20 protein-coding genes, 1 tRNA gene and 2 rRNA genes (1 of these 23 cut by a window edge) are annotated in these 23347 nt (G+C 59.7%); 13 read left to right on the top strand and 10 right to left on the bottom strand.

The annotated features are described in order from the left end of the window. The 3 genes from AC3WVQ_RS33720 to AC3WVQ_RS33710 all read left to right on the top strand — a co-directional run. Positions 1 to 805 (top strand): 23S ribosomal RNA (locus AC3WVQ_RS33720) (it extends 1991 nt beyond the left edge of the window). A gap of 124 nt (positions 806 to 929) precedes the next feature. After that, a 5S ribosomal RNA gene (gene rrf, locus AC3WVQ_RS33715) occupies positions 930 to 1044 on the top strand. A gap of 189 nt (positions 1045 to 1233) precedes the next feature. Next, positions 1234 to 1310 (top strand) — tRNA-Met (locus AC3WVQ_RS33710). 72 nt (positions 1311 to 1382) lie between these two features. On the opposite strand, the gene AC3WVQ_RS33705 is transcribed toward AC3WVQ_RS33710, so the two are convergent. The 5 genes from AC3WVQ_RS33705 to AC3WVQ_RS33685 form a co-directional block, all read right to left on the bottom strand. After that, complete coding sequence (locus AC3WVQ_RS33705; RefSeq protein ID WP_192445019.1) at positions 1383 to 1940, bottom strand: GNAT family N-acetyltransferase; 558 nt, start codon at positions 1938 to 1940, stop codon at positions 1383 to 1385. 24 nt (positions 1941 to 1964) lie between these two features. Then, positions 1965 to 4322, bottom strand: a complete 2358-nt coding sequence (locus AC3WVQ_RS33700) for an Orn/Lys/Arg family decarboxylase (RefSeq protein WP_192445016.1) — start codon at positions 4320 to 4322, stop codon at positions 1965 to 1967. Between the two features lie 232 nt (positions 4323 to 4554). Continuing rightward, entirely contained in the window at positions 4555 to 5127 is a 573-nt protein-coding gene (locus AC3WVQ_RS33695) for a DUF1349 domain-containing protein (RefSeq protein ID WP_371273340.1), read from the bottom strand. Positions 5128 to 5269: 142 nt separating this feature from the next. Then, the gene (locus AC3WVQ_RS33690) at positions 5270 to 5476 is read right to left on the bottom strand and encodes a BA14K family protein (RefSeq protein WP_060580821.1); all 207 of its coding nucleotides are present in this window, start codon (positions 5474 to 5476) and stop codon (positions 5270 to 5272) included. 343 nt (positions 5477 to 5819) lie between these two features. Further along, the gene (locus AC3WVQ_RS33685) at positions 5820 to 6806 is read right to left on the bottom strand and encodes a polysaccharide deacetylase family protein (protein WP_192445014.1); all 987 of its coding nucleotides are present in this window, start codon (positions 6804 to 6806) and stop codon (positions 5820 to 5822) included. A gap of 426 nt (positions 6807 to 7232) precedes the next feature. Here AC3WVQ_RS33685 and dtd point away from each other — a divergent pair, with 426 nt between their 5' ends. Continuing rightward, entirely contained in the window at positions 7233 to 7676 is a 444-nt protein-coding gene (gene dtd / locus AC3WVQ_RS33680; RefSeq protein ID WP_034799023.1) for a D-aminoacyl-tRNA deacylase, read from the top strand. Between the two features lie 85 nt (positions 7677 to 7761). Here dtd and AC3WVQ_RS33675 read toward each other — a convergent pair whose 3' ends face one another. Continuing rightward, positions 7762 to 8733, bottom strand: a complete 972-nt coding sequence (locus AC3WVQ_RS33675; protein ID WP_060603507.1) for a DMT family transporter — start codon at positions 8731 to 8733, stop codon at positions 7762 to 7764. Between the two features lie 143 nt (positions 8734 to 8876). Here AC3WVQ_RS33675 and AC3WVQ_RS33670 point away from each other — a divergent pair, with 143 nt between their 5' ends. Continuing rightward, the gene (locus AC3WVQ_RS33670) at positions 8877 to 9794 is read left to right on the top strand and encodes a LysR family transcriptional regulator (protein ID WP_113505018.1); all 918 of its coding nucleotides are present in this window, start codon (positions 8877 to 8879) and stop codon (positions 9792 to 9794) included. An 85-nt stretch (positions 9795 to 9879) separates the two neighbouring features. Here AC3WVQ_RS33670 and AC3WVQ_RS33665 read toward each other — a convergent pair whose 3' ends face one another. The 3 genes from AC3WVQ_RS33665 to AC3WVQ_RS33655 all read right to left on the bottom strand — a co-directional run bounded on the left by AC3WVQ_RS33665 (position 9880) and on the right by AC3WVQ_RS33655 (position 12063). Beyond that, positions 9880 to 10335 (bottom strand): carboxymuconolactone decarboxylase family protein, encoded by a 456-nt coding sequence (locus AC3WVQ_RS33665; RefSeq protein ID WP_089046151.1) that lies wholly within the window; start codon positions 10333 to 10335, stop codon positions 9880 to 9882. A 22-nt stretch (positions 10336 to 10357) separates the two neighbouring features. Continuing rightward, positions 10358 to 10768, bottom strand: a complete 411-nt coding sequence (locus AC3WVQ_RS33660) for a cupin domain-containing protein (RefSeq protein WP_060603394.1) — start codon at positions 10766 to 10768, stop codon at positions 10358 to 10360. 86 nt (positions 10769 to 10854) lie between these two features. Further along, positions 10855 to 12063, bottom strand: a complete 1209-nt coding sequence (locus tag AC3WVQ_RS33655; protein ID WP_404526723.1) for an NAD(P)/FAD-dependent oxidoreductase — start codon at positions 12061 to 12063, stop codon at positions 10855 to 10857. A 270-nt stretch (positions 12064 to 12333) separates the two neighbouring features. Between AC3WVQ_RS33655 and AC3WVQ_RS33650 the strand changes: the two genes are divergently transcribed. Both AC3WVQ_RS33650 and AC3WVQ_RS33645 read left to right on the top strand, forming a co-directional pair. Continuing rightward, positions 12334 to 12873 (top strand): RrF2 family transcriptional regulator, encoded by a 540-nt coding sequence (locus tag AC3WVQ_RS33650; RefSeq protein ID WP_060603510.1) that lies wholly within the window; start codon positions 12334 to 12336, stop codon positions 12871 to 12873. Between the two features lie 121 nt (positions 12874 to 12994). After that, a complete protein-coding gene (locus AC3WVQ_RS33645; protein ID WP_192445010.1) occupies positions 12995 to 13903 on the top strand; it encodes a LysR substrate-binding domain-containing protein in 909 nt (302 codons plus the stop codon). On the opposite strand, the gene AC3WVQ_RS33640 is transcribed toward AC3WVQ_RS33645, so the two are convergent. After that, positions 13900 to 14850: an alpha/beta fold hydrolase gene (locus tag AC3WVQ_RS33640; protein WP_060603403.1), complete on the bottom strand. Its 951-nt coding sequence runs from the start codon at positions 14848 to 14850 to the stop codon at positions 13900 to 13902. The two genes, AC3WVQ_RS33645 and AC3WVQ_RS33640, sit on opposite strands and share 4 nt — an antisense overlap. Positions 14851 to 15139: 289 nt before the next feature. Between AC3WVQ_RS33640 and AC3WVQ_RS33635 the strand changes: the two genes are divergently transcribed. The 6 genes from AC3WVQ_RS33635 (at position 15140) to nosZ (ending at position 23345) form a co-directional block, all read left to right on the top strand. Further along, positions 15140 to 15580, top strand: coding sequence for a VOC family protein (locus AC3WVQ_RS33635; RefSeq protein WP_029742721.1), 441 nt, complete (start codon positions 15140 to 15142; stop codon positions 15578 to 15580). 134 nt (positions 15581 to 15714) lie between these two features. Further along, positions 15715 to 17031, top strand: coding sequence for an epoxide hydrolase family protein (locus AC3WVQ_RS33630; protein WP_192445006.1), 1317 nt, complete (start codon positions 15715 to 15717; stop codon positions 17029 to 17031). A 490-nt stretch (positions 17032 to 17521) separates the two neighbouring features. After that, positions 17522 to 17851, top strand: a complete 330-nt coding sequence (locus AC3WVQ_RS33625; protein ID WP_492383492.1) for a DUF6522 family protein — start codon at positions 17522 to 17524, stop codon at positions 17849 to 17851. Between the two features lie 167 nt (positions 17852 to 18018). Beyond that, positions 18019 to 18726 (top strand): iron-sulfur cluster repair di-iron protein, encoded by a 708-nt coding sequence (gene ric, locus AC3WVQ_RS33620; protein ID WP_060520879.1) that lies wholly within the window; start codon positions 18019 to 18021, stop codon positions 18724 to 18726. 495 nt (positions 18727 to 19221) lie between these two features. Further along, positions 19222 to 21381 carry a NosR/NirI family protein gene (locus AC3WVQ_RS33615; RefSeq protein WP_192445004.1) on the top strand — a complete coding sequence of 720 codons (2160 nt, stop codon included), beginning with the start codon at positions 19222 to 19224 and terminating at the stop codon, positions 21379 to 21381. Between the two features lie 35 nt (positions 21382 to 21416). Continuing rightward, positions 21417 to 23345 carry a TAT-dependent nitrous-oxide reductase gene (gene nosZ, locus AC3WVQ_RS33610; RefSeq protein WP_060580812.1) on the top strand — a complete coding sequence of 643 codons (1929 nt, stop codon included), beginning with the start codon at positions 21417 to 21419 and terminating at the stop codon, positions 23343 to 23345. Positions 23346 to 23347: the final 2 nt, after the last annotated feature.

Here is a 23347-nt window from a genome sequence, read left to right as displayed (position 1 = left end):
GCTTTACACTGGCATTCGTGTCGGCATGTGTAGGATAGGTGGTAGGCTTTGAAGCAGGGACGCCAGTTCTTGTGGAGCCATCCTTGAAATACCACCCTTATCGTCATGGATGTCTAACCGCGGTCCGTTATCCGGATCCGGGACAGTGTATGGTGGGTAGTTTGACTGGGGCGGTCGCCTCCGAAAGAGTAACGGAGGCGCGCGATGGTGGGCTCAGACCGGTCGGAAATCGGTCGTCGAGTGCAATGGCATAAGCCCGCCTGACTGCGAGACTGACAAGTCGAGCAGAGACGAAAGTCGGTCATAGTGATCCGGTGGTCCCGCGTGGAAGGGCCATCGCTCAACGGATAAAAGGTACGCCGGGGATAACAGGCTGATGACCCCCAAGAGTCCATATCGACGGGGTTGTTTGGCACCTCGATGTCGGCTCATCGCATCCTGGGGCTGGAGCAGGTCCCAAGGGTTTGGCTGTTCGCCAATTAAAGCGGTACGTGAGCTGGGTTCAGAACGTCGTGAGACAGTTCGGTCCCTATCTGCCGTGGGTGTAGGAATATTGACAGGATCTGTCCCTAGTACGAGAGGACCGGGATGGACATATCTCTGGTGGACCTGTTGTCCTGCCAAGGGCATAGCAGGGTAGCTATATATGGAATGGATAACCGCTGAAGGCATCTAAGCGGGAAACCAACCTGAAAACGAGTATTCCCTTGAGAACCGTGGAAGACGACCACGTTGATAGGCTGGGTGTGGAAGTGCGGCAACGCATGAAGCTTACCAGTACTAATCGTTCGATTGGCTTGATCGTTCCCATTGCTCATGCTCATCTTCAGATGAGCGACGTGTTCAAAACAAAACGAGTTGGCTCGACCAACTCACCAGCTTCTCAATCCGGTTTGCGTCCGCTAGACGCAAATCTTGCGCTTTGCCGACCTGGTGGTTCTGGCGGGGTGGCTGCACCCGTTCCCATTCCGAACACGGCCGTGAAACGCCCCAGCGCCGATGGTACTTCGTCTTAAGACGCGGGAGAGTAGGTCGCTGCCAGGTCTGCAAAGCGCAAGATAAAATCCGGAAAACAAAGATCACCTTCTCTTCATGCCTCGGCCCAGCCGAAACACGGGCCGCCCTCAAGCGGCCCTTTTGTTTTGCTAAGCTCGGAACAGACAAACAACGGGATTTTGCCTCCGGCAAAACCCGGAATAAGCGGATAAACCGCAAAGCGGTTTACCGCGATGGCGCGGGGTGGAGCAGCCCGGTAGCTCGTCAGGCTCATAACCTGAAGGCCGCAGGTTCAAATCCTGCCCCCGCAACCAAATCAAAAAAAGCCCGCATGGAGAAATCCGGCGGGCTTTTTGACGTTTGAACGGCGCACACAGGGGCGACCCTCATCGGGTGGAGAGAGGCGGCGGCGGTGGCATCGTCGAGCCCGGACCCAGAGAGCGCTGGACCATGACGCTATCGGCCCAGCGCCCGTAACGATAAGCAACACCCGGAAGCAGGCCGACGCGTACGAAGTTGAAGCGTTCGTGCAAAGTGAGGGAGGCGACATTGTCGGCGTCGATGTAGCCGATCATCTGGCGAAAGCCGGCTGCGGCGCAGGCGTCGATCAGGCCCCGCATGAGCAGACGTCCGACGCCTTGACCGAGATGCTCGTGGTGAACATAGATCGAGTGCTTGACCGTGTAACGGTAGGCGGGGCGCTTGCGAAACAGCACGACATAGGCGTATCCGACCACCACGCCCTCGTTGACCGCGACGAGATGGGGCAAGCGGCGGCTTTTCAGGTTCTTCCGCCGCTCGCGAAGGTCGTCCGGCTGTGGTGCGTCGCCCTCTTCGACACCCTCTTCTATGCCGCGTCGGATGTGCCGGCGATAGATGGCCAGCATGGCATCAACGTCGCTCTCCCGCGACGGGCGAATGATGATTGTTTCATCCTGCGGCATGAGGGGTCACGAAACTCCAAAATTCTATTCAGCGACGACGTAGGTATGAAGGCGTATGCGGCCCGACGCGTCGGTTTGGCGGTAAAGGCCCTGGATCTCGACGTCGAAGCCGGGGAAAGTGTTGAAGCAGGTTTCGAACATCTTGAGATAGTCGATCATTGGCTGAGCGCGCTCGGTCAGTCGCTCGCCCGGCACGATTGTGGCGATCCCCGGCGGATAGACGACAAAAGGTGTCGTTGCGATCCGCCCGGCAATGGCGTCGATCGGCAGAAAGTCGACGCCGTTGCGCACAAGGCAGCGCGCCGCGTCGTGGGGTGAAAGGGCGATATCCGGCAGATGCTCTTCGGAAAACTGCTTGGCCTGCAGCGCGCTGACATTGGCGTCACGGAAGAATCGATGCATCTCGCCGCACAGATCACGCAATCGCACCCCCGCGTAGCGGCCAGGGCGGCGGCGATAGAACTCCGGGATGACCTCTTCCAGAGCTGCGTTGTCGTCGTGAAGCCGTTTGAATGCGACGAGGCCGCTGATCAGTGTGCCCGCCTTGCTTGCCTCGACGCCGGGCGTGAGCAGAAACAGCAGGGAGTTGAGATCGTTTTTCTCTGCGACGATACGGTTCTCGCGCAAGTACTGCGCAACGATCGGGGCGGGAATGCCGTGCTCTGAATATGCGCCCGTTGCCCTGTCAAAACCTGGCGTCAGCAGCGTGAGCTTGTTGGGATCGGTCATCGCGAAGCCCGGCGCCATATCGGAAAAGCCGTGCCATGCAGCCCCCGGGGTGAGGTGCCAGAAGGCCGGATTGGTGGCGAGCTGATCGGTGGCGACGCTCTCCCATGGCACGTCGTGTACCGCTGCGGGGCTTGCCACATCCGGCATGGCCACGCGGTCCGGCACGAAGGGCTCGAAGAACCAGCGGCGCTCGGGCCGACGCTCCTTTTCCTCGAACTCCCTACGCACCGCCCGTATTTTCTTGCGAAGCTCGATGCCGAGCCGGATCGTATCGTCCCACAGCACTTCGCCGGAACGACCCTTCATCATCTGCGCGCCGACATCGAGGGATGCGAAGAGCGGATAAAAAGGCGACGTCGAAGCGTGCTGCATGAAACTCTCATTGAAGCGTCGGTGCTCGACCCGGCGCTTCTGGCCGGTAATGTGCCGATCCTTCATGTGGATCTGCGATGCCTGCGAAAAGCTCGCAAGCTGCTTGTGCGTGGATTGCGTGGCGATGATGCCCGGTGCCTCGGGTCCGAGTTCGGCAAGGCCCATGGCAAAACGACCGGCATAGAGCGGGTGAAATTTCATGAAGCCCGCCCAGGCCTCGTCGAACAGGATGTAATCGCACAGATGGCCGATGGCTTTCAGGATCATCTCGGCATTGTGGATCGTGCCGTCATAGGTGCACTGTTCCACCACCGCCACCCGAAACGGGCGCTGTTTCTGCCAGGCATCCGGGTCCTTGACCAGCGGGTGGGCGCGGATGCGTTCGCGCAGCGCCTCCTCATTGAGCGCGCCTAAATCCATGGGGCCAATGAGCCCATGGGCATTTCTGGCGGTCGGCACATAGACCGGGATGCCGCCGGAGATCATCAGCGCGCCGTGATGGGCCGCCTTGTGATTGTTACGGTCAAACAGCACCAGGTCGCCATCGGTGACCAGGGCGGAAAGCGCAACTTTGTTGGAAGTCGAGGTGCCGTTAAGGACGAAGTAGGTCTTCTCCGCGCCAAAAATCTTGGCGGCTTCCTTCTGGGCGGCGAGCGCCGGCCCTTCATGGGTCAGGAGATCGCCGAGATCGAGCACGGAATTGTCAAGATCATCGCGAAAGACCGCTTCGCCCAGATGCTCCATGAACACGCGGCCGACCGGGCTGCGGCTGTAGAACACGCCGCCGTTGTGTCCGGGGCAGGTCCAAAGCTGGTTGCCTTCCTCGGCGTAATCCACCAGCGCGCCAAAGAAAGGCGTCTTCATCGTCTCGGCATATTGCTTGAGGCGGCTGATGAGGTTTTTCGCGATGAAGGCAGGCGTCTCTTCGGATAGAAAGACATAGCCGTCGATGAAGTCGAGCACTTCGACCGGTACGTCCTCAAAGCGCTTGCGCCGGATCAGAAGGATGATCGGGAATTCGAGACCGCGTCGGCGCATCAGATTGATGAGGGAGGCGGTCTTGCCTTCCATGCCTTTCTTGCCCCAGTCAACCATCATGCAGCCGATGGCCGCGTCCGTCTGGACGGCGATTTCCGCGTCCTCAAGGCTCCGTGCGCGGACCACCTCGAAACCAGACCGCTCGATCTCCTCGACAATCTGCTTGTACCTGGCCCCCTCGAGATCCTCGTTGTCGAAGGCGGGTGTCGCGAACAAAAAGGTGAAGCGTCTGAAGTAATCCATCTGTGCCTCCGCCATTTACACGAAGCGAGTTGTTCGTGCGTTTCGTGACGATGTTGTGACGGCGGCTCTGGTTGGACGCGATCTGTGAGCCGCAGAAGGTTGCGGAACGCCCGATGCGCTCTTGAAGTTCCACTGCGGCAAGGCGCGCGCGAAGGAATACCGACCACGGGTCGGACGTCCCTTCAATGCCCGACCAAGGCGAGCGGATCGCCGCTGCTAGCAGCAAGGGTTCCTATGAGGCATGCAAGTCGCGCGATATCGGAGCGCCCAGGCAAAATCCTTCGAACTGCGCGGTAAAACCTTCGCGCTCAGGAGAGCAGGCCATGACACCGATCCGTGCGTCTTCACCGGAGAATGGACATAACCGCGCCATCTGCCACGGACCATCGCCAAGGTGAAACTGGACCCTGAGCGCTGCCTCGTGCCGCGTCAGCCGGATATGCACTTCGGCGTTCGGCTGCGCTTGCGCAAGCGGGATTACGGACCAGTCCGACGTTCCGTTCGTGACGACAACTGAGAAATGCATCAAGCCGTCGGTGAACTCTATGCCGGTCTTGAGCCAGTGTGTTTCGTCGATAATCAGCATCAGCCCGGCTTGATCGTAGAGCTCGCGATAATCACCGCGCACGACCACCGATGCGGTAAAATCTCCGCTCACCGCCTGCAGTCTGGCATGACCGGAATGGCGCCTGAAGCCATAGAAGGTTGTCTGCCAGAAGTCGGTATTCGCCTCCGTTTTGAGGGTTAGCACGCCATTTTCGACGTTCCAGTTTCGAGGCTCATTCAACCAGGTAAAATCCGTCAAAACTCCCTCCAGCCTTACGATCGGCACGCAGGACGCACCCACCATTGCAGCACATCTATGGCCGAAGCAGGCGTCCGTAAAGGTTTCTGCGCGAAAGGTCGCCACGCCTTTGTGGGCGACTTGTCGGCCGGAGGCGCAGCCTTCACCTGCATTCGTAGCGCCGGCCGTCACGCCCAATGAATGTTCCGCTGCGCGGGTCATAGGAGCGGTAGCGCGCAAGGCACCGCGCATCGCGATCGTTGCGCCGATAAGCTTCCGCCTCGCGCTTCCGCTCGGCTTCCTGTGCCGCACCGATAATGATGGCACCGAGGGCCAAACCGATCGCGCCGGCGGCCAAACCAGCCTTCATATCCTTCTTGTCGTGTTTTTCCTGGCGCTCGCGCCACCGATCGCGCCGCGCCTCCTCACAACGCCACCGGTCTCTTCCGTGAAGGTCCCGACAATGGCGCCAACCTCCATCGTAATCGTCAGCAAGGACGGTTGGAGCTGCAGGCACAGTCGCGCCCAAAGCTGCGGTCAGCGCGAGAACCTTACCGAAGACCGACGCACGCATGGGACATACTCCTTCAAATATCGAATCGACTGTTCAGGAGTCTTGGGGCCACGCGTTGCGAGAACATTGCGGCGAAGCACAGGGTTAAGCCGTCGCGGCCAAGCGATTGCTTGAGCTCGATCTTGGCCACGGATGCGGATCAGAGCGGCGCGTCGGGATCGGTGTATTGGGTCACCCATGCCGGAGGCTCTTCCTCCTTGCTTCCATCCACCTTGAGGTCCCGCTCCCTTGCCCAGCGATACCCCCATATTGGTCCGAACTTGGTGGCAAATTGAGGCGGCTGCCTGTACGCCGGGTGGGCTTGCGCCTCATCAAGGGAGACGAAGCGGTAGCTCGTACTTCTGAAAAGCCCGAGTATTCGATCGATGGTGGCCGCATTGATGCGATTGGCATGAAGCAGGAGAATGCCGGGCGGTTCGCACCCGAGGACCTTGCGGTTCAGATCCGCATAATACGCAATCTCGACGCGGCTATAGTCTATGTAAGCGTCTTCGATCCTTCGGACCATCGCCGTATCGGATCGCGCCAATGCCCGTTCATATGCAGCATCAAACACATAATCCGACGTATCGATGGTGGATGCCGCGAGATGATAACCGCGTTCGCCAAGTACCCGTTCGAACGCCTCGCGACGTTGATCCGTGTCTCCGAGGTGATTGTAGGGAAACCGGAAGAACCGAAGGGTTCGGCCGGCCTTTTCCACCATCGGCCGAATGGTCGCCTCTCCGTCAATCACTTCGCAACGAAACGCATCGACGTCCAAGGTATTGCTATCGGGGTGGTTCGCACTGTGATTGCCAAGTTCGAATTGGCCAGTGTTCCACGGTTCCAACAGTGTCTGACCGATCTCACCCAGCGCCTGCACACGCCGTTCGACGACAAACCCGATAGCGGGAACGTTACGAACGGCGAGACCGGCCAGAATGGCTTCGTTCGTGGCCCTCGCGAGCGCAGAGAGTTCCTGCCCTCCCGCATCGCCTGCGCGGGTATAAGGGAGATCGTCGAACGTGATGGCAACCGTTCTGTCGTGCGGAGAAGGGCAAACGGGTTCGATCGCCTGCGACCGGGCCGGATCTGCCGGTGTCAACAGCAGCACGAGACCCGCCATCACCAGTCTCGTGCGCATTCCATTTCCTCGCTTGGTTTCTCTTTCTGCGCGCGGAGTGCCGTTTTGCGTCGTGTCGCTGTCACAAATGCTCAAGGCCGTTTCGCTCCCTGTTTGAAGTGCGCGGCTTCATGCCGAGCACCGGCCTTCGCCAATCTTCCGTTGATTGGCGAGATCACAGCGCCCGGATTGCCTCAACATTGCGTATGATCCGACAAGCCCAACGACGGTCGCGATCAAACGTGGTAGCTCGCCGTCGTCCACGGCCATTCCACCGCGTGAAAATGCTACCCCCTTCAGGCACGGTAGCGAGCGCCGCCAGGTCTGCCCATCGTTCGACCAGGTCTGACGACCTCGTCCAGACGGTTGCTGTCGGGTCGCATAGAGCTTGATTGCGATCGCCTCGGAGTGGATAAACGCCGGCAAGCCATAGGGAGATTCCTTGCCATGAGAGCACTTGTCCAGCGCGTTTCATCTGCGCGTGTCACGGTAGACGGCGCGGTCACGGGAGAAATCGCCAGCGGCCTGTTGGTGCTCGTGTGTGCGATGAAGGGCGACACCGAGAAGGAAAGCGAATGGCTGGCGCGCAAGATCGTCAACCTGCGCATCTTCAGGGACGATCAGGATCGCATGAACCGTTCCCTGGTCGACGTGGGCGGCTCAGCGCTCGTCGTCAGCCAGTTTACCCTGGCCGCAGAGACGAAAGGCAACCGGCCAGGCTTTTCTACGGCCGCGCCGCCGCAGGAGGGTAAACGCCTCTATGAGCATTTCTCTGCACAAGTCTCGACCCTTGGCGTTGCTGTTGCGAATGGCGTCTTCGGCGCGGACATGCGGGTGGAACTGGCCAATGATGGTCCTGTAACGATCTGGTTAGATACGGCGGCCGGTTGATCGGTTTGGAGTGCGCGAGGACGCGCATCAAAGAAAAGCGGCCGACCGAGGTCTCCATGACCAGGGGTAGCCCATCGCGCGAGCGTCAGGATGGCTGCGCGATGGCCTCGTTCATTTGGGCCTGCTGACCGTAGAACACGCGAATGGCAAGAACGACACCAGCGATGAGCACCGCGACGCCGGCTGCCTCCATCATCGTTGGCCAACGTGCATGGACAACAAGTCCGCCAATTACGCCGAAGGCCGTTTCGGACACGATCAGCTGTGCCGCGAGCGCAACAGGAAGCGTCCTCGACGCGACATTCCAAGCCCACACCCCGCACACGGTCGCCATCAGTGCCAGCGACGTTCCCCATAGATAGAGGGAGCCGGCGGCTTCCCAACCGAAACCGAGCATCGGAAGCTGGAAAAGGTCCATTGCCGCACCGACCGGGTAGAAAACCAGCATCTGGAGACCACCGCCGATCAGGATCAATGCGGACCATATGCCCGACGGCATCGCCGGGCGGATTGCGAGCGCTGCCTGATTGGCGATCGCGAACCATACCCATAGACCGACCGCGGCCAGAGCAAGCGGAATACCAATCCAAAGCGAGCGAACGGAACCGAGACTATCTGCGGTGAACGCCGTGCCGTTGACCAGCACGAGACCGATCGCCACCAGTGCAAGCGGTGTCATCAAGAAGCGCCATGGCAGTGACGCCTGACCCCGGTTTCCAATGACGGCAAGCACAATCGGAACCAGGCCAAGGAAGGCAGGCGCAATGACCGGGCCGGCGTAGATTGCCGCTCCCGTTACCGTCAGGAAGTAGCCGACATAGCCGATGAAGGCCAATCCCGTGGCAGCCATGGCGTTTTGGAACGTCAGGTGGCGCAATGCCGTCTTACGTTCTGAAAACAGAATGAAGACCCCAACCGTCGCCGAGACCACATGCCGGATAAGAGCAAAGTCGAACGTGGAGAAGTCGCCGATTATGAACGGCACGACGAAATTGAGGGAGAAGGCAAAGGCTGCAAAGAGCGCGGCAAACACGCCGACCGAAAACTGCCTGTTCATCATGAGCATAGCCTCACAGTTCTGATCGAGCTTTGCCGATTTTTCGTTGCCAAGCTCCGTTTCCACGATCCTTAAAGGGATAATCCTTCCCTTCACGCGCTTCGACGCATAAGTTCGCAAGAGGGTTTTCGAAAAATAGAAACATGAACTGGAACGATGTCCGCTACTTCCTTGCAGTGACACGCCAGGGCGGCCTCACCGGCGCTGCGCGTGAAGTGAAAGCGAGCGCTTCGACGGTGGCGCGACGGATAGAGACCCTGGAATACGCTCTGAAGACGCGCCTGTTCGAGCGCCGGCCGGACGGCTACGAGCTCACTGACGCAGGCCGGGCGATGGTCGAGAAAGCAACGGCGATTGAAACTGCCATGCGCGAACTGGAAGGCAGCTTCTGCGGCCAGGACGGGCGCGTCTCGGGGGCGGTTAGGATTATCACCGTCGACACGCTCGCACATCACCTGCTGATGCCAAACCTGCCTGCTTTGCAGGAAGCCTATCCCGATCTTTCGTTGGGCGTTTCGGTCAACGCCACGTCCTTCGCCCAGATTCCACAGCGAGAGACGGATATCGGCCTTCGGCTCTGCCGCCCTGAACAGGGCAACTATGTGGTACGCCGGATCGGCACGATCGCGTTCGGTCTCTACGCGTCGAAAGCCTATCTTGAAAGCCACCCGATCCGGGAAGATCACTTGCCGATTACCGGCCATCGGCTGATTTCGTGGGGCGATCCCCTGTCGTTCCTTGTCCTGCCCAAGACCCTGCGCTCGTGGGTCGAAAGCGGCGCCGCCAACCTGACGGTCGATACGATGCAGGCGCAGGTGCTCGCGATGAAGGCCGGCAACGGCCTTGGCGTATTGCCATGCATCCTCGCGGACACAGACGAGGGACTTGTCCGCGTCAAACCCGACCTTTGCAGGCAGGAGGAAGCCATTTGGCTTGTCGTTCATGAAGGGGTCCGCGACACCAAACGCATTCGTGTTGTTGGCGATTTCCTCGAGACGATCGTGAAGCAAGGCCAGCGCGCACTTTCCGGTCGGGATTCGGAACAACTGCAGGTGAAGTGACGCATCGGGCCAATTTCACCTCTCTGGGGCCCATGCCGATAACGAACTGGGGACGTGCTTTGATCACGCCCCCAGACCAGAGTGCCTAGTTGTCTAGGGCTGCCTGTGGTGTATTGCGGAAACTTATGGCCATGCGATTGTAGGCATTCATCAGGCCGATCGCGATCGTGAGATCCGTGAGTTCGCGCTCGGAGAACACGGCGCTTGCAGCCTCAAAGGCTTCGTCGGGCACGCCCGTCTCAGCGACGCGTGTTACGGTTTCGGCCCAGGCAAGGGCAGCTTTTTCACGACCATCGAACAGATTGCCAGCCTCCTTCCAGGCTTGCACCAAGGCGATCTTCTCGATCTGCTGCCCCTTCTTCAGCAGTTCGCGGGTGTGCATGTCGAGGCAGTAGGCGCAATTATTGATCTGCGAGATGCGCAGATAGACCAGTTCGACCAGCGCGGCGGGAAGTCCGCTTTGCAGGATGTAGCCATAGACGCCGCCGAGCGCTTTGACGCCGGCAGGTGCGATCTGATTGTAGTCGAGACGTTTGCTCATTCGTTTGCTCCTTGGGCTGGTCTTATCGGATGGGAGTGGTCAGTTCTTTTTCGTCGCTGTCGGCGACAAAGACCGCGAGCAGCTTTGCCGACTTGGTCTTGCTGGCATTGCGGCTAACGAGATGCCTGGACGCCGGAGGCTCGTACCAGCTCTCGCCAGCGCGGTAGGTCTGCGTCGGACCATCGTTCACCTTGGATTCTATTTCTCCTGAGAGAACGTAGGCAAAGATGAAGGACGATTTTGCGTGGCTGTGAGGGGCTGACGTACCGCCGGGAGGATAATCAACGATCAGCGTCGTCAGGGTCTTGCCCGGTATGTTGGGTATTTCTTTCGCAAAGTGGGGCGTAACGACGTCGCCCGGATCATGCGCAGCCGCGGGCATTGCCGAAGCGATTGCAAGCGATATGGCGGCCAGGAATTTTCGAGCTTTCATGGTGGTAACTCCGTGATGAGAACTGGAATAAGCGAGCCCGCACGCGATTGGGGGCGGGGCGACGGGCTCGCCTTAGCGAAAGATCATCAGGCGACAACGATACGCAGCGGGTCCGCGGCCGCGAGCGCCGTGGTGCGATCGGCAATCGGGGGATAGATCCACGTGGTGTTGATCGTCGTCTTCAACTTTTTGGCTTCGGCGCCGGACAGCTTGATCTGGCGGTCCCAGCCCTCGGTGTAAACGGCGCCCCATGGACCGAGGTCGAGGCAGGTAACATACTTCTCCTGGCTGTAGGGGATCGGAGCGACGCCCAGGAGATCAGCGGCGACGTTGTGACCGGACGAGCGCCCGAGGTTCTGGGCGTGCTGACAGCTCATCATCGTTCGGTTTCCGAGATCGTCCGTCGCGGCACAGGCAACGTCGCCCGTTGCAAAGACGTTTTCTTGTCCAATGACCTTGAGATTCCGGTCGACGTGAAGCCGTCCGAACGAGTCCTTGTTCGCGTCGATCTGACTGGTGATCGGGTTGGCGCGGGCGCCAGCCGTCCAGATAACCGTGGCCGCCTCGATGCGTTCTCCGGTCGACAGGCTCACGCCGCTCTCATCGATGGCGACGATCGGCGCGCGCAGATAGGTTTCGACACCCAATTCCAAGAGGGCCTGCTCGATAACTGGGCGGGGGCCGGGGCCTAGATCTGGTCCGATCGCAGGGCCTCGCTCAACGATGACGACGCGGATCTTGGCGGTGTCTCCAAGTGCGGCGCGCAAACGATGCGGCATTTCGGCTGCCGTTTCGATGCCGGTAAACCCGCCGCCAGCGATGACGACAGTGTTGCGGGCATGGGTTTCGGGAAGCCGACCCAGGTCGGAAATGTGATCCTCGAGCGTGGCTGCATCGGCAAGCTGGTCGACATTAAAGGCGTGGTCGAGCCCGGGAATGTCCGGGCGGAAGAGGACGCTGCCCGTTGCAAGGACCAGTTTGCTGTAGGTGATCGTGCTATGCCGACCATCTTCATCCTGATAGGTGACGACGTTGTCTGTCGTCGAAATGCCGGTTGCATAGCCCTTGATAAAGCGTACGCCTGCATTGGCGAATATCTCTGACAGGGGCGCCTTCATTTGGGCCGCGTTCTTTTCGTAAAGGCGAGGGCGAACGTGGAGCTCGGGCTGCGGTGCAATCACGGCAACTTCGACGGATCCGTCCGCCTTTCCTTGCTGGTCCAGTAGCCGCATGGCGCCGAGTGCCGACCACATTCCGGCAAAGCCAGCGCCGATAATCAGAATTCGTTCACGCATTTCATTTCCTCAGACAAGGCTTCGCCGTCGACTGGAAAGGCCCAGTCCCAAGACGATTGCCATTTTGATGGTGTCTCCGATCAAGACGGTTTCCGCGACAATCGCAAATGTCATCGAATAACTACGACTAACTTAGTCGGAGTAAATGGGCAACGATAATTGCAGCCTCTTTCGTTGACGCAGTGTCAACAGGGCGAACACGCATCAATCCTTGCTGAAACGCGTGTTCGATGTTATCTCCGACTATATTTGTCGCTGTTTTGGTGTTCCATGGCTCACGTAAGCGCAGGCGTCGAATACGCTCTACACAGTCTCCTCCTGCTTATTGACGCGGAGGAGTTGGGCCAGCCGGCGAGTGCGCGCGATCTTGCCGAACTCCAGAAAATACCCGCCGAATACGTTGCGAAGCTTTTCACGAAACTCCAGAAGGCGGGCATAGTCATTGCACGCGAGGGAATTGGTGGCGGCTTTGCCCTTGCACGCCCCGCGTCCGACATCACTGCACTCGACGTCATTGAGGCAGTCGACGGGCGCAAAGCGCTGTTTGAATGCAAGGAAATCCGAGGACAATGTGCGCTTTTCGCAGACAGCACCCCAGCCTGGGCAAAGGACGGCGTCTGTTCCATTCATGCTGTGATGATCGAAGCGGAGAAGCGGGCACGAGAGGTCATGGCAAGCCACACACTAGCAGCGATTGCCGGACGTGCTGCCTCTAAAGCGCCCAAGGAGCATGCGGGCCAGGTAAAGGATTGGCTTGCGGCGCGCACGCCACAACGCCGGCGCCGCGGCGCCTCGGCAGGAGCCAAGTGACAGAGCGCCGCAAAAAGATACTCTCTCTTGTTGTCCGCGCGTTCTGAGCGCTTTGTCTCGCGGCGGAGGCCAAGAGACGCCGTAGCGCGCAATCAGCGTCAAGAGAGTTGGCGGGGGTATCATGGATCGCTTCGAAGCAATGAAAATGCTGCTCGCAGTCGTTGATGCCGGCAGCATCTCCGCAGGAAGCAGGAAATTGAATGCTCCGCTGCCAAGCGTCAGTCGCAAGGTTGCCGAACTCGAACGGTACCTGGGGGCGAGCCTCATCGTGCGCACCAGCCGCAACCTTCAACTCACCGATGCGGGCCGGGAATATGTCGAGGCGGCCCGAAAGATCATGGGCGATCTGGAGGAGGCGGAGCGGCGAGCCTCGGGCGAATACCAGACACCGCGCGGTACGCTGACGATTACCGTACCGGTCGAGTTCGGCGCCCGCTACATCATGCCGATCGCCCTTGGTTATTTGGAGAGGCACCCGGAGGTATCTCTGAACCTCATTTCGCTCGACAGAACGGTCCATCTTGTCGAAGAGCAGGTCGATATCGCCATTCGTCTCGGCGACCTCGCGGACAGTTCGCTCTATGCGGTCAAGGCCGGAGAGTTTCGCCTGCTGACCTGCGCCAGCCCGGCATATCTTGAGCGCCGGGGTGTGCCGACGCATCCGGGCGATCTTGAAGGCCATGACGGAATACTCTTTAACAAGCGGACGTTCTTCTGGACGTTCGATGTCGACGGCCGCCCGATGGAGGCCGTTCCCCGCAATCGTCTTGAGGTGAATACCGCGGGCAATTGCGTGGCCGCGGCGGTCGGCGGAGCCGGCATCGCCCGCTTGTTCGATTACCAGATCCCGGACGAGTTGGCGTCAGGCGCCCTCGTGCCGGTTCTGGAGGGTTTCGACGGCGCGTCGAGACCGATCCACATCGTCTATTCCGGTCAGGGCATGCTCACGTTGAAGGTGCGCTCCTTCATTGACTGGGCCCTGCCTCGCCTTCGCACTGTCTTCGGGCGGAGTGAGGCCTTGAAGGCCTAGTCGGCGAAGGCGCGGCGAACTTCGTCGACTGTTCGTGACGGATCCTGAAGGTGGGGGAAGTGGCCAACACCCTTTAGAACGGCGAATTTCGAACCGGTTCGATCGGCGAACTCCTTGCCCATCTCCGGTTTGATGTAGATGTCCTTTTCGCCCCAGATCACCTTGATCGGGGTCTTGAGCCTAGACAGATTGGCCTCAAGATAATCTTCATCCCGCGTGAAGTGGGCGTAATAGAATGCGAAGGCGTCGGCTGTCGTCACACCGTCGCGCATCCAGGATTCCTTCATGTCCGATTGCACCTCGGACGGCAAGTCGAACTGGTTTTCCGGTGCAAGGCCACGCCGATGTACGTTCTCCAAGATCTCGTCGCTTGTCTTGTTCATATAGGCGCGTGTCGGTGTTGCCGTCGGTTCGGCCTTCAGATTTTGAAGGCTCTCGTACATCCAATGCGGCCTGTTGAACGGCGCAAAGTCGCCGACGATGATCTTCTTCGCGACCGTCGGTTCTTCCAGCGCAAGAAGCAGAGCGGGAAGGCTGCCGATGTCCGAGGCGTAGATCACCAGATTCGATCGGTCGATGCCCGATCTGTCGATATAGGCTTTGAGAACCTTGGCGTAGTCTCTTGGTGAATAGGAGAACCGCTCCGGGGAAGGACGCGACGACTGGCCATAGCCAGGCCAATCGAACGCATGCACTTCGTACTGTGCGCCCATAGTTTCCGTGATCTTCGTCCAGACGCCCAGCGTCTCGGGAAAGCCGTGCAGGAAGAGAACCGTGCCGTTCGGATTGCCCTGACGGGAAACCATTCGTCGGAGCGTTATGTTCTCGTCGATCGTGATGAAGTCGATTTTCAGGGGCGTTGCGGAGCCGATTGGGCCCGCGTGTCCTGGTGCGGTCGATGCCATGATCGCAGAAGCTGTTGCGACGACGGTCTTGAGCGATGCCATGTCTTTAAGTCCTTCCGGTCTCTGAATGGTGAGTGTGACCAGAGCATCGGGCATCGAGCAGTCCGTCGGCAGATGCAGTTTTTGAGAGGCACCCTCTTGAACTCGGGCAAATTCGCTCTCGAGTGGACGCCAGTGCATTCAAGCGAGAGGATGGCTCTCAGATTTGCTCAGTACCGGGCAGCAGGTGCGATCCGTAGATTCCCGTCATTCATGGATCGCCGGGTTTAGCGACGATCCCGAACGAAGCAGCGAGACGAGACCGTCACTCGCGACGAAAGGACTGAGGAAAATGAACGACATCACGGCCTCCCCGCACAAGGAGATCGCGGAAAAGACAAGAGCGCTCGCCGGCCACTCTACCGTCGGCACGAACGACCTCGATGCCGCAGCGGCTTATTATGACAAGCTCCTTGCCGTCTTCGGCATCGGCCGCGTGCTCGTCCAGCCCGGACGCGCTGTCTATTACGGCCACCGTACCCTCGAATTCGGTGTGACGAAGCCCTTCAACGGAGAGACAGCGGTTGCCGGCAATGGCACCATGGTCGCCTTTGAAGCGCGCTCTCGAGCCCAGGTCGATCAGGCTCATGCCACGGCACTGGAAGCAGGAGGTTCCGACGAGGGTGCTCCCGGCCCGAGAGGCCCGGACGGCGGTGACCCCTATTGTGCCTATTTCCGAGATCCCGAAGGCAACAAGTTTCTCGTCTACCGCAAAGGCCCCGACGAGGTTTGATGATCAATGGAGTGCGGGGGCCGTCGCGCGGAGCGAGCCCCCCGCTCGACCTGTTTCTGCGTATCTTTTGAACAAGAGCTCTGCGCGGATCTCTCCAATGTGCCTTCTGGATTAGCGGACAGGAGTTTTTTGAAATGAACCTGGAAAACAAGGCTGGCGACGGGCCGCTCACGCGGCGCTCGTTTCTGTTTCGGGGCGCCGCGATCGGTGTAGCCGCCGCCGTGCTGCCCGGAACCGGCATCGCAGCCGACATCGTGAAAGCGACGGCGACGGGCGATGCCATCCAACCATTCAAGTCCGACATTCCCGAAAATGCCCTCATTGACCTCAGAAGGCGCCTGGTCGCAACCCGTTGGCCAGACAGCGCGACCGTCTCGGATCGGTCCCAGGGCGTCCAGCAGCGCAAGCTTCGTGAACTCGCGCAGTATTGGCAGTCCTCCTATGATTGGCGCCGGGCAGAGCGCAAGCTGAACGCGTTTCCCCAATTCCTGACGAAGATCGACGGGCTCGACATCCATTTCATCCACGTACGCTCCCGCCATGAGAATGCTCTTCCGCTGATTATGACCCACGGGTGGCCGGGTTCGATCTTTGAACTGCTTGACGTCATTGATCCGCTGACGGATCCGACTGCACATGGCGGCAAGGCCGAAGACGCCTTCCATCTCGTCATCCCTTCAATACCAGGCTTCGGCTTTTCGCAAAAACCAGACACGACCGGTTGGGAGGCGCAACGGATCGCACGTGCCTGGGACGCCCTCATGAAGCGACTCGGCTATAACAGCTATGTCTCGCAAGGCGGTGATTGGGGCGCAATCATCAGCGATGCCCTGGCGCGTCAGGCGCCAGCCGGACTGCTTGGCATCCACGTCAACAGGGTGGAGCGTTCGACGACGCTTCCAGCGGACGCTGCCAAGGCGTTGAAGAACGGCGGGCCGGCTCCCGAGACCATGTCTGCCGATGAAAAGAAGGTTTTCGACGAGGCTCGTGACTTCCTGAACAACGGTTTTGGTTACGCCTCGATCCTCAGTACGCGCCCGGAAACGATCGGCTACGGCCTTGCCGATTCACCGGTGGGGCTTGCAGCCTGGCTCTTGGACAAGATCGCCGACTGGGTGTTCACGCGTGGCGATGCGGAACAGGCGCTCGGCAAGGACGCCATCCTCGACAATATCACCTTGTATTGGCTGACCAACTCAGGGCCCTCGAGCGGACGTATCTATTGGGAGAACGTCAAGGCAGGCGCGAAGCTCACGCCAGCCAGGGTTCCTGTGGCCGTCACCGTCTTTCCGGGCGAGGTCTATCGGCCACCGAAGCAATGGCTGTCAAAGGCTTATCCAAAGCTCGTCTACTACAACCGCGCCTTAAAGGGTGGGCACTTCGCCGCCTGGGAGGAACCCGAAATCTTCGTCGAGGAGATCAGAGCAGGCTTCAAGTCTATGCGCTCTTAGACGATGGATCGCCATCCCAAGAGGCCAAGCAAGCTCCGCGCGGATTGCCGCGCGGTCAGCAAGGGAGCCGGTCTCAGCCGGCATCGGTATCGGCTTTGCGGCAGAATACTTAAGTCGAATAGTCAGTAGCCGACGTGCTTGATCCGATGCGATACCGGGATGTCGATGATGGCGAGGAATTTGACGACCGCGCCGAAAGCTTGCGTTAGCGCAACGAGGCCTGACGCCAAACATCTAGCAAGGAGCAGCCGGGTTTCGCGGATCGAGCACATTGGAGGGTTCAAATCATGGTCGAGATGGAACAGAGGGATCCAACGTTATGCGATTGCACGATTGAGGTTGCTGAACTGTTTGCCAGCATCCCGGCTGCTGGCATTGACGACTGCTTTTTGCTCGATCTTCTTAGCGTTCGCCTTGAGGCATCACGGGACCGTCTGGCGCGGCCTCATCCGCGCGCGAGGGACGACACGTCATCCAAAAGAAAAGCTCTATGCTGACACTGACAAACCGACGAGTTTTGCGCGTCGAGCGCGACGCCAGTGGCGATTTCTCCGTGCCGGCGGCGACCATGTCGTCGGCGCTGCGTCTGCCCCCGACTGAGCTTAGAAATCGCCTCGACCGGGGAGAAGTCAAGAGCCAGGTTGAGATCGGTCAAGGGGAGCACCTGGGCACATTCCGGTTGACGCTTCGATGCGGCGGGCGTCTCTGGAATGCAACCGTATCTTCCGATGGTACGGTGATCGATGAAGTCTTCACGTTCGAGCGCGAGCGCCTGGCGAACTGGCGCCGTCGCCACGGCACCAGCGGCAAGCGCCCTTAACGGTCATTCAGATCTTCAACGATTGCGATCCTTCCGGAATAAAGTTGCGTTTCGACAAAGAACGATCGGAAGAACTGCCCCAGCTTCTCCCTTGAACAACGATCATGGATCGCCCCGCTTTGAAATCGATTGCGGATCATGACCTTTTAGGCGCCAAGGAGAGCACATTGACCGAATACACATTGGACACAGCCGTCGGAGTGATTGCGTGCGAGCTTCCCGGTGCCGCGGAACTCTTCAGACAGCACGGGATCGGATTTTGCTGTGGTGGCGATGTACCGCTTGCGCAAGCGGCCGCGGATGCCGGCATAGAGGCCGCTGATCTGCTCGATCGGCTTCAGGCGTTGGAGCTTGCCGCAAGACGCGAGGCTCCGGATGCTACAGGCGAGCTTATCGCTCATATTCTGGAGCGTTATCACCAGACCCACCGCACCGATCTGGAATGGTTGATCCCGCTTGCCCAAAAGGTGGAGCACGTCCACGGTGCTCATCGCTCCGCGCCACTTGGTCTTGCCGACGCGCTGGCCGAGCTCAAGGACCACCTTCTTCCCCATATGGCGCGGGAAGAGCTTGCGCTCTTTCCGATGATGCGCCATGAGCCCGATCCAGACATCCGACATCTGATTGCCGGCATGCGGGACGATCATGCATGCGAGAGCCGGAGCCTCGCCGTGATCGAGCATTTGACGCATGGTTTTACGCTTCCGGACGGGGCCTGCAGGTCCTGGACGGCGCTCTATGTCGGAGTTCAAAAATTCTGCGACGATCTCGTTACACATATGCATCTGGAAAACAGCGTTCTGTTTCCGCGGTTCGCTGGCATTGATGCATTTGAGGGTTCCGCTCTCTCGCCAGCAGCGCGTTCCGCGGGGTGAAGCCCTGACAGGTCTTTCCGGCATCGCTTTGCCCAACGGGAGGAGGCGGAGCTTCACACATCTCTTTGCACGCAACCCTACCCGGCGCTTAGCGCCGGGCACACTTTCACTGTTTTGAGCTGGCGCCGACGTGCCCCCACGAGGCACCGCGGCCATCAATTTGCTCTTCGCGAGCCGAGCTCACAGGGCGGAATTTATTCGCACGACGCGCAGTAGTTGTGGGTGGCGGGCTGCCTGCCGTCCCCTGGCAGATATCGCGGGGAGGGCAGGCCACGGGCCGGGCGATCCGACTTCAAAGGTATTGTTCTTGCGCTGGTCGGCCGCCGGCTTGGCGCGAAGTCCTTTCCCCAGCTCCACCTGAGCATCAATCCGTGCACGACATGCGACAATCAAGGATTGCAATCAACGAAGCTGTCTTTGTTTGAGCTAGATCAAAGAATGTCCCGCGCCAAAGTTTCAATGCTCCGGCAACGATTTGCGGGAAAACACCCTGGAATGAAACTCTTCCGTCTTGTCCTTCTTCTCTGCCTCAGCCTGTGGGGCGCTGTATCCGCCAGCGCAGCATCGGTGCTTCAGGAGTTTTTGCCGACCACCAAAGCCTCCGATCTTGTGCCAGGAGCGGACGGTTTTGGCGCTGTGCGTGATGATGTGGCGGCGGCCCCGGTGCTGAAGGGCGGCCAGACGGTGGCGTGGGTTTTCGTGACCTCGGATTTCGTCGGAACGACCGGCTATTCCGGCAAACCCATCCATACGCTCGTGGCGGTGGACAAGGATGCGAAGATCGTCGGCGTCCGGCTGGTGAAACATTCGGAACCCATCGTCCTCATCGGCATTCCCGACGCCAAGGTGAAGGCGCTTGTTGCCGGCTACGCAGGCCTTGATCTCGTCGCCGAGGCGAAATCCGGCGGCACGACCCACGAAGTCGATATCATCTCGGGCGCGACGGTGACCGTCATGGTCATCGACGATTCGATCGTCCGGTCCGGGCTAAAGGTTGCGCGCGCGCTCGGGCTTGGCGGATTGACACCGGAAGCGGACAATGCCGGCCCGCGCTTCGAAATCGATCCCGCGGCTACCGCGCCGGCCGACTGGGTCGAGGCAGAAGGTGACGGCACGCTGCGCCGCCTGTCGCTCGACGTTGCGCAGGTCAATGCTGCTTTCGCCGCCCATCCCGATGAGCGCGCCCGCGAGCGCGCGATTGCGCAAGCGCCGGAAACGACATTCATCGAAATGCAGGCGGCACTGGTCTCGGTCCCTTCCATCGGCAAGGCCTTTCTCGGGGCAGCCGAAGAGAAAAACCTTCAGGCTTGGCTTGGCGAAGGCGAACACGCGATCGCCGTGGTCGGACGCGGGCTCTATTCCTTCAAGGGATCAGGCTATGTGCGCGGCGGCATCTTTGATCGCATCGTGCTGATCCAGGACGATGTTTCCGTTCGCTTTCGTGATCGCGACCACCGTCGCCTGGGCGCAATCTCGCTTGCCGGTGCGCCGGAATACAACGAGATGGACCTGTTCCGCATTAAAGCAGGCCTCGGCTTCGACCCGACAAAACCTTTCCGCATACAGCTCCTGGCCCAACGTGAGGTTGGACCGGTCGAAAAAGTCTTTCATACGTTCGATCTGGGTTACCAGCTTCCGCAGAAGTATCTGCGTGCTGTCGCGCCACCACCGGTGAAGGACGTTGCAGCCGTTGCTGATCGTGACGAGGGGACTGCACAGTCCGACCTGTGGAAACGCATCTGGGACGACTCGAAGCTGAAGATTGTCGTGCTCGGCGCCATGTTGGTCGTGCTGACGGGCGTGTTCTTCTTCCAGACCTATGCGGTCAGGAACGCGCGAGCGTTCTACATCTTTCGCATCATCTTCCTGACGGTAACGCTGGTCTTTCTTGGCTGGTATGCCAACGCGCAGCTTTCTGTCGTCAATCTGATGGCGCTCTTCGGCAGTCTCGTCAACGGGTTCAGCTGGCAGGCTTTCCTGCTCGATCCGCTCACCTTCATCCTGTGGTTTGCCGTTGCCGCGGCACTCCTGTTCTGGGGACGAGGAGCCTATTGCGGCTGGCTCTGCCCCTTCGGCGCACTGCAGGAGCTGACCAACCAGATAGCACGCAAGCTGCGTATCCCGCAATGGACATTGCCATGGGGCCTGCACGAGCGGCTCTGGCCGATCAAATACATGATCTTCCTCGGCCTTTTCGGGGTCTCCCTGATGAGCGTCGAGCAGGCAGAGCATCTGGCCGAGATCGAGCCATTCAAGACAGCGATCATCCTGAAGTTCATCCGCGCCTGGCCATTCGTGGCCTATGCAGTCGCACTTCTCGTCGCCGGGCTCTTCGTCGAGAGGTTCTATTGCCGCTACCTCTGCCCGCTCGGTGCGGCGCTTGCGATCCCTGCGCGCATACGCATGTTCGACTGGCTCAAGCGCTACCATGAATGCGGCAACCCCTGCCAGACCTGCGCCCACCAATGTCCGGTGCAGGCGATCCACCGGACCGGCGAGATCAATCCGAACGAGTGCATCAACTGCCTGCACTGCCAGGTGCTCTACCAGTCCGAAACCGTCTGCCCCGTCGTGATCAAGAAGATGAAGTCGCGGGCGAAGCTTGCGGCAAGCCCGGGCGGCGTGCCGACCCATCAACCCGCAGCCAAAGTTTAATCGAAGCCAAGGTTCAAGCAAAAAGGAACCAGATCATGGAATCAAAGGAACACAAGGGACTAAGCCGGCGAGCACTTTTCAGCGCGACTGCAGGCAGCGCCATTCTGGCGGGCACTGTAGGGCCGGCCGCACTCAGCCTCGGCGCTGCAGGATTGGCGACACCGGCGCGTGCGGCCACGGGCGCCGACGGCTCGGTCGCACCGGGCAAGCTCGACGATTACTACGGCTTCTGGTCCTCTGGTCAGACCGGCGAGATGCGCATTCTCGGCATTCCCTCGATGCGCGAACTGATGCGCGTGCCGGTGTTCAACCGTTGCTCGGCCACCGGTTGGGGGCAGACCAATGAATCGATCCAGATCCATCAGCGCACGATGACGGAAAAGACGAAGAAGCAGCTTGCCGCCAACGGCAAGAAAATCCACGACAACGGCGACCTGCATCACGTCCATATGTCCTTCACCGACGGTAAATATGACGGCCGCTACCTGTTCATGAACGACAAGGCTAATACGCGCGTGGCGCGCGTGCGCTGCGACGTGATGAAGACCGACGCCATCCTGGAGATCCCCAACGCCAAGGGCATCCACGGCATGCGTCCGCAGAAATGGCCGCGTTCAAACTATGTGTTCTGCAACGGCGAGGACGAGGCACCGCTCGTCAACGACGGCTCGACGATGACGGACGTGGCGACCTACGTGAACATCTTCACCGCCGTCGATGCCGACAAGTGGGAAGTGGCATGGCAGGTGAAGGTCTCGGGCAACCTCGACAATTGCGATGCCGACTACGAGGGCAAGTGGGCGTTCTCCACCAGCTACAACTCGGAAATGGGCATGACGCTGGAGGAGATGACCAAGTCCGAGATGGACCATATCGTCGTCTTCAACATCGCCGAAATCGAGAAGGCCATTAAGGCCGGCCAATATGAGGAGATCAACGGCGTCAAGGTGGTGGACGGGCGCAAGGAGGCCAAGTCGCTCTTCACGCGCTACATCCCGATCGCCAACAACCCGCACGGCTGCAACATGGCGCCGGACAGGAAGCATCTGTGCGTTGCCGGCAAGCTTTCGCCAACCGTCACCGTGCTGGACGTGACGAAGTTCGATGCCCTGTTCTACGACAATGCCGAGCCGCGCAGCGCGGTGGTTGCGGAACCGGAACTGGGCCTTGGCCCATTGCACACCGCCTTCGACGGGCGCGGCAACGCCTATACCTCGCTGTTCCTCGACAGCCAGGTGGTAAAGTGGAACATCGATGAGGCCATCCGCGCCTACGCCGGTGAGAAGATCAATCCGATCAAGGACAAGCTCGACGTTCAGTATCAACCCGGCCACTTGAAGACGGTGATGGGCGAAACGCTCGATGCCGCCAACGACTGGCTCGTTTGCTTGTGCAAATTCTCCAAGGACCGGTTCCTGAATGTCGGCCCGCTGAAGCCGGAAAACGATCAGTTGATCGACATTTCCGGTGACAAGATGGTGCTGGTCCATGACGGCCCGACCTTCGCCGAGCCGCATGACGCCATCGCCGTCTCCCCCTCGATCCTGCCGAACATCCGCTCGGTCTGGGATCGCAAGGATCCGCTGTGGGCCGAAACCCGCAAGCAGGCCGAGGCCGATGAGGTCGACATCGACGAATGGACCGAGGCCGTGATCCGCGACGGCAACAAGGTTCGCGTCTACATGACCTCGGTCGCACCCAGCTTCAGCCAGCCGAGCTTTACGGTGAAGGAGGGCGACGAAGTCACGGTCATCGTCACCAATCTCGATGAGATCGATGACCTTACCCATGGCTTCACCATGGGCAATCACGGCGTGGCGATGGAGGTCGGCCCACAACAGACGAGCTCCGTTACCTTCGTTGCGGCCAATCCTGGCGTCTACTGGTACTATTGCCAATGGTTCTGCCATGCCCTGCACATGGAAATGCGCGGCCGCATGTTCGTGGAACCGAAGGGCGCCTGATC

Source organism: Ensifer sp. EB106-05-01-XG146 (assembly GCF_058791875.1).
The sequence above is the reverse complement of the archived record's forward strand: the minus strand, read 5'-3'. Positions and strand labels throughout refer to the sequence as shown.

Bases quoted from the DNA above. Each gene is read 5' to 3' on its own strand.
- AC3WVQ_RS33635 (WP_029742721.1), top strand. From the start codon at position 15,140: ATGAACGACATCACGGCCTCCCCGCACAAGGAGATCGCGGAAAAGACA.
- dtd (WP_034799023.1), top strand. From the start codon at position 7,233: ATGAGAGCACTTGTCCAGCGCGTTTCATCTGCGCGTGTCACGGTAGAC.
- nosZ (WP_060580812.1), top strand. From the start codon at position 21,417: ATGGAATCAAAGGAACACAAGGGACTAAGCCGGCGAGCACTTTTCAGC.
- AC3WVQ_RS33660 (WP_060603394.1), bottom strand. From the start codon at position 10,768: ATGAAAGCTCGAAAATTCCTGGCCGCCATATCGCTTGCAATCGCTTCG.
- AC3WVQ_RS33700 (WP_192445016.1), bottom strand. From the start codon at position 4,322: ATGGATTACTTCAGACGCTTCACCTTTTTGTTCGCGACACCCGCCTTC.
- AC3WVQ_RS33685 (WP_192445014.1), bottom strand. From the start codon at position 6,806: ATGCGCACGAGACTGGTGATGGCGGGTCTCGTGCTGCTGTTGACACCG.
- AC3WVQ_RS33655 (WP_404526723.1), bottom strand. From the start codon at position 12,063: ATGCGTGAACGAATTCTGATTATCGGCGCTGGCTTTGCCGGAATGTGG.
- AC3WVQ_RS33645 (WP_192445010.1), top strand. From the start codon at position 12,995: ATGGATCGCTTCGAAGCAATGAAAATGCTGCTCGCAGTCGTTGATGCC.
- AC3WVQ_RS33650 (WP_060603510.1), top strand. From the start codon at position 12,334: ATGGCTCACGTAAGCGCAGGCGTCGAATACGCTCTACACAGTCTCCTC.
- AC3WVQ_RS33705 (WP_192445019.1), bottom strand. From the start codon at position 1,940: ATGCCGCAGGATGAAACAATCATCATTCGCCCGTCGCGGGAGAGCGAC.
- AC3WVQ_RS33665 (WP_089046151.1), bottom strand. From the start codon at position 10,335: ATGAGCAAACGTCTCGACTACAATCAGATCGCACCTGCCGGCGTCAAA.
- AC3WVQ_RS33675 (WP_060603507.1), bottom strand. From the start codon at position 8,733: ATGAACAGGCAGTTTTCGGTCGGCGTGTTTGCCGCGCTCTTTGCAGCC.
- AC3WVQ_RS33625 (WP_492383492.1), top strand. From the start codon at position 17,522: ATGCTGACACTGACAAACCGACGAGTTTTGCGCGTCGAGCGCGACGCC.
- AC3WVQ_RS33690 (WP_060580821.1), bottom strand. From the start codon at position 5,476: ATGAAGGCTGGTTTGGCCGCCGGCGCGATCGGTTTGGCCCTCGGTGCC.
- AC3WVQ_RS33640 (WP_060603403.1), bottom strand. From the start codon at position 14,850: ATGGCATCGCTCAAGACCGTCGTCGCAACAGCTTCTGCGATCATGGCA.
- AC3WVQ_RS33630 (WP_192445006.1), top strand. From the start codon at position 15,715: ATGAACCTGGAAAACAAGGCTGGCGACGGGCCGCTCACGCGGCGCTCG.
- AC3WVQ_RS33670 (WP_113505018.1), top strand. From the start codon at position 8,877: ATGAACTGGAACGATGTCCGCTACTTCCTTGCAGTGACACGCCAGGGC.
- AC3WVQ_RS33615 (WP_192445004.1), top strand. From the start codon at position 19,222: ATGAAACTCTTCCGTCTTGTCCTTCTTCTCTGCCTCAGCCTGTGGGGC.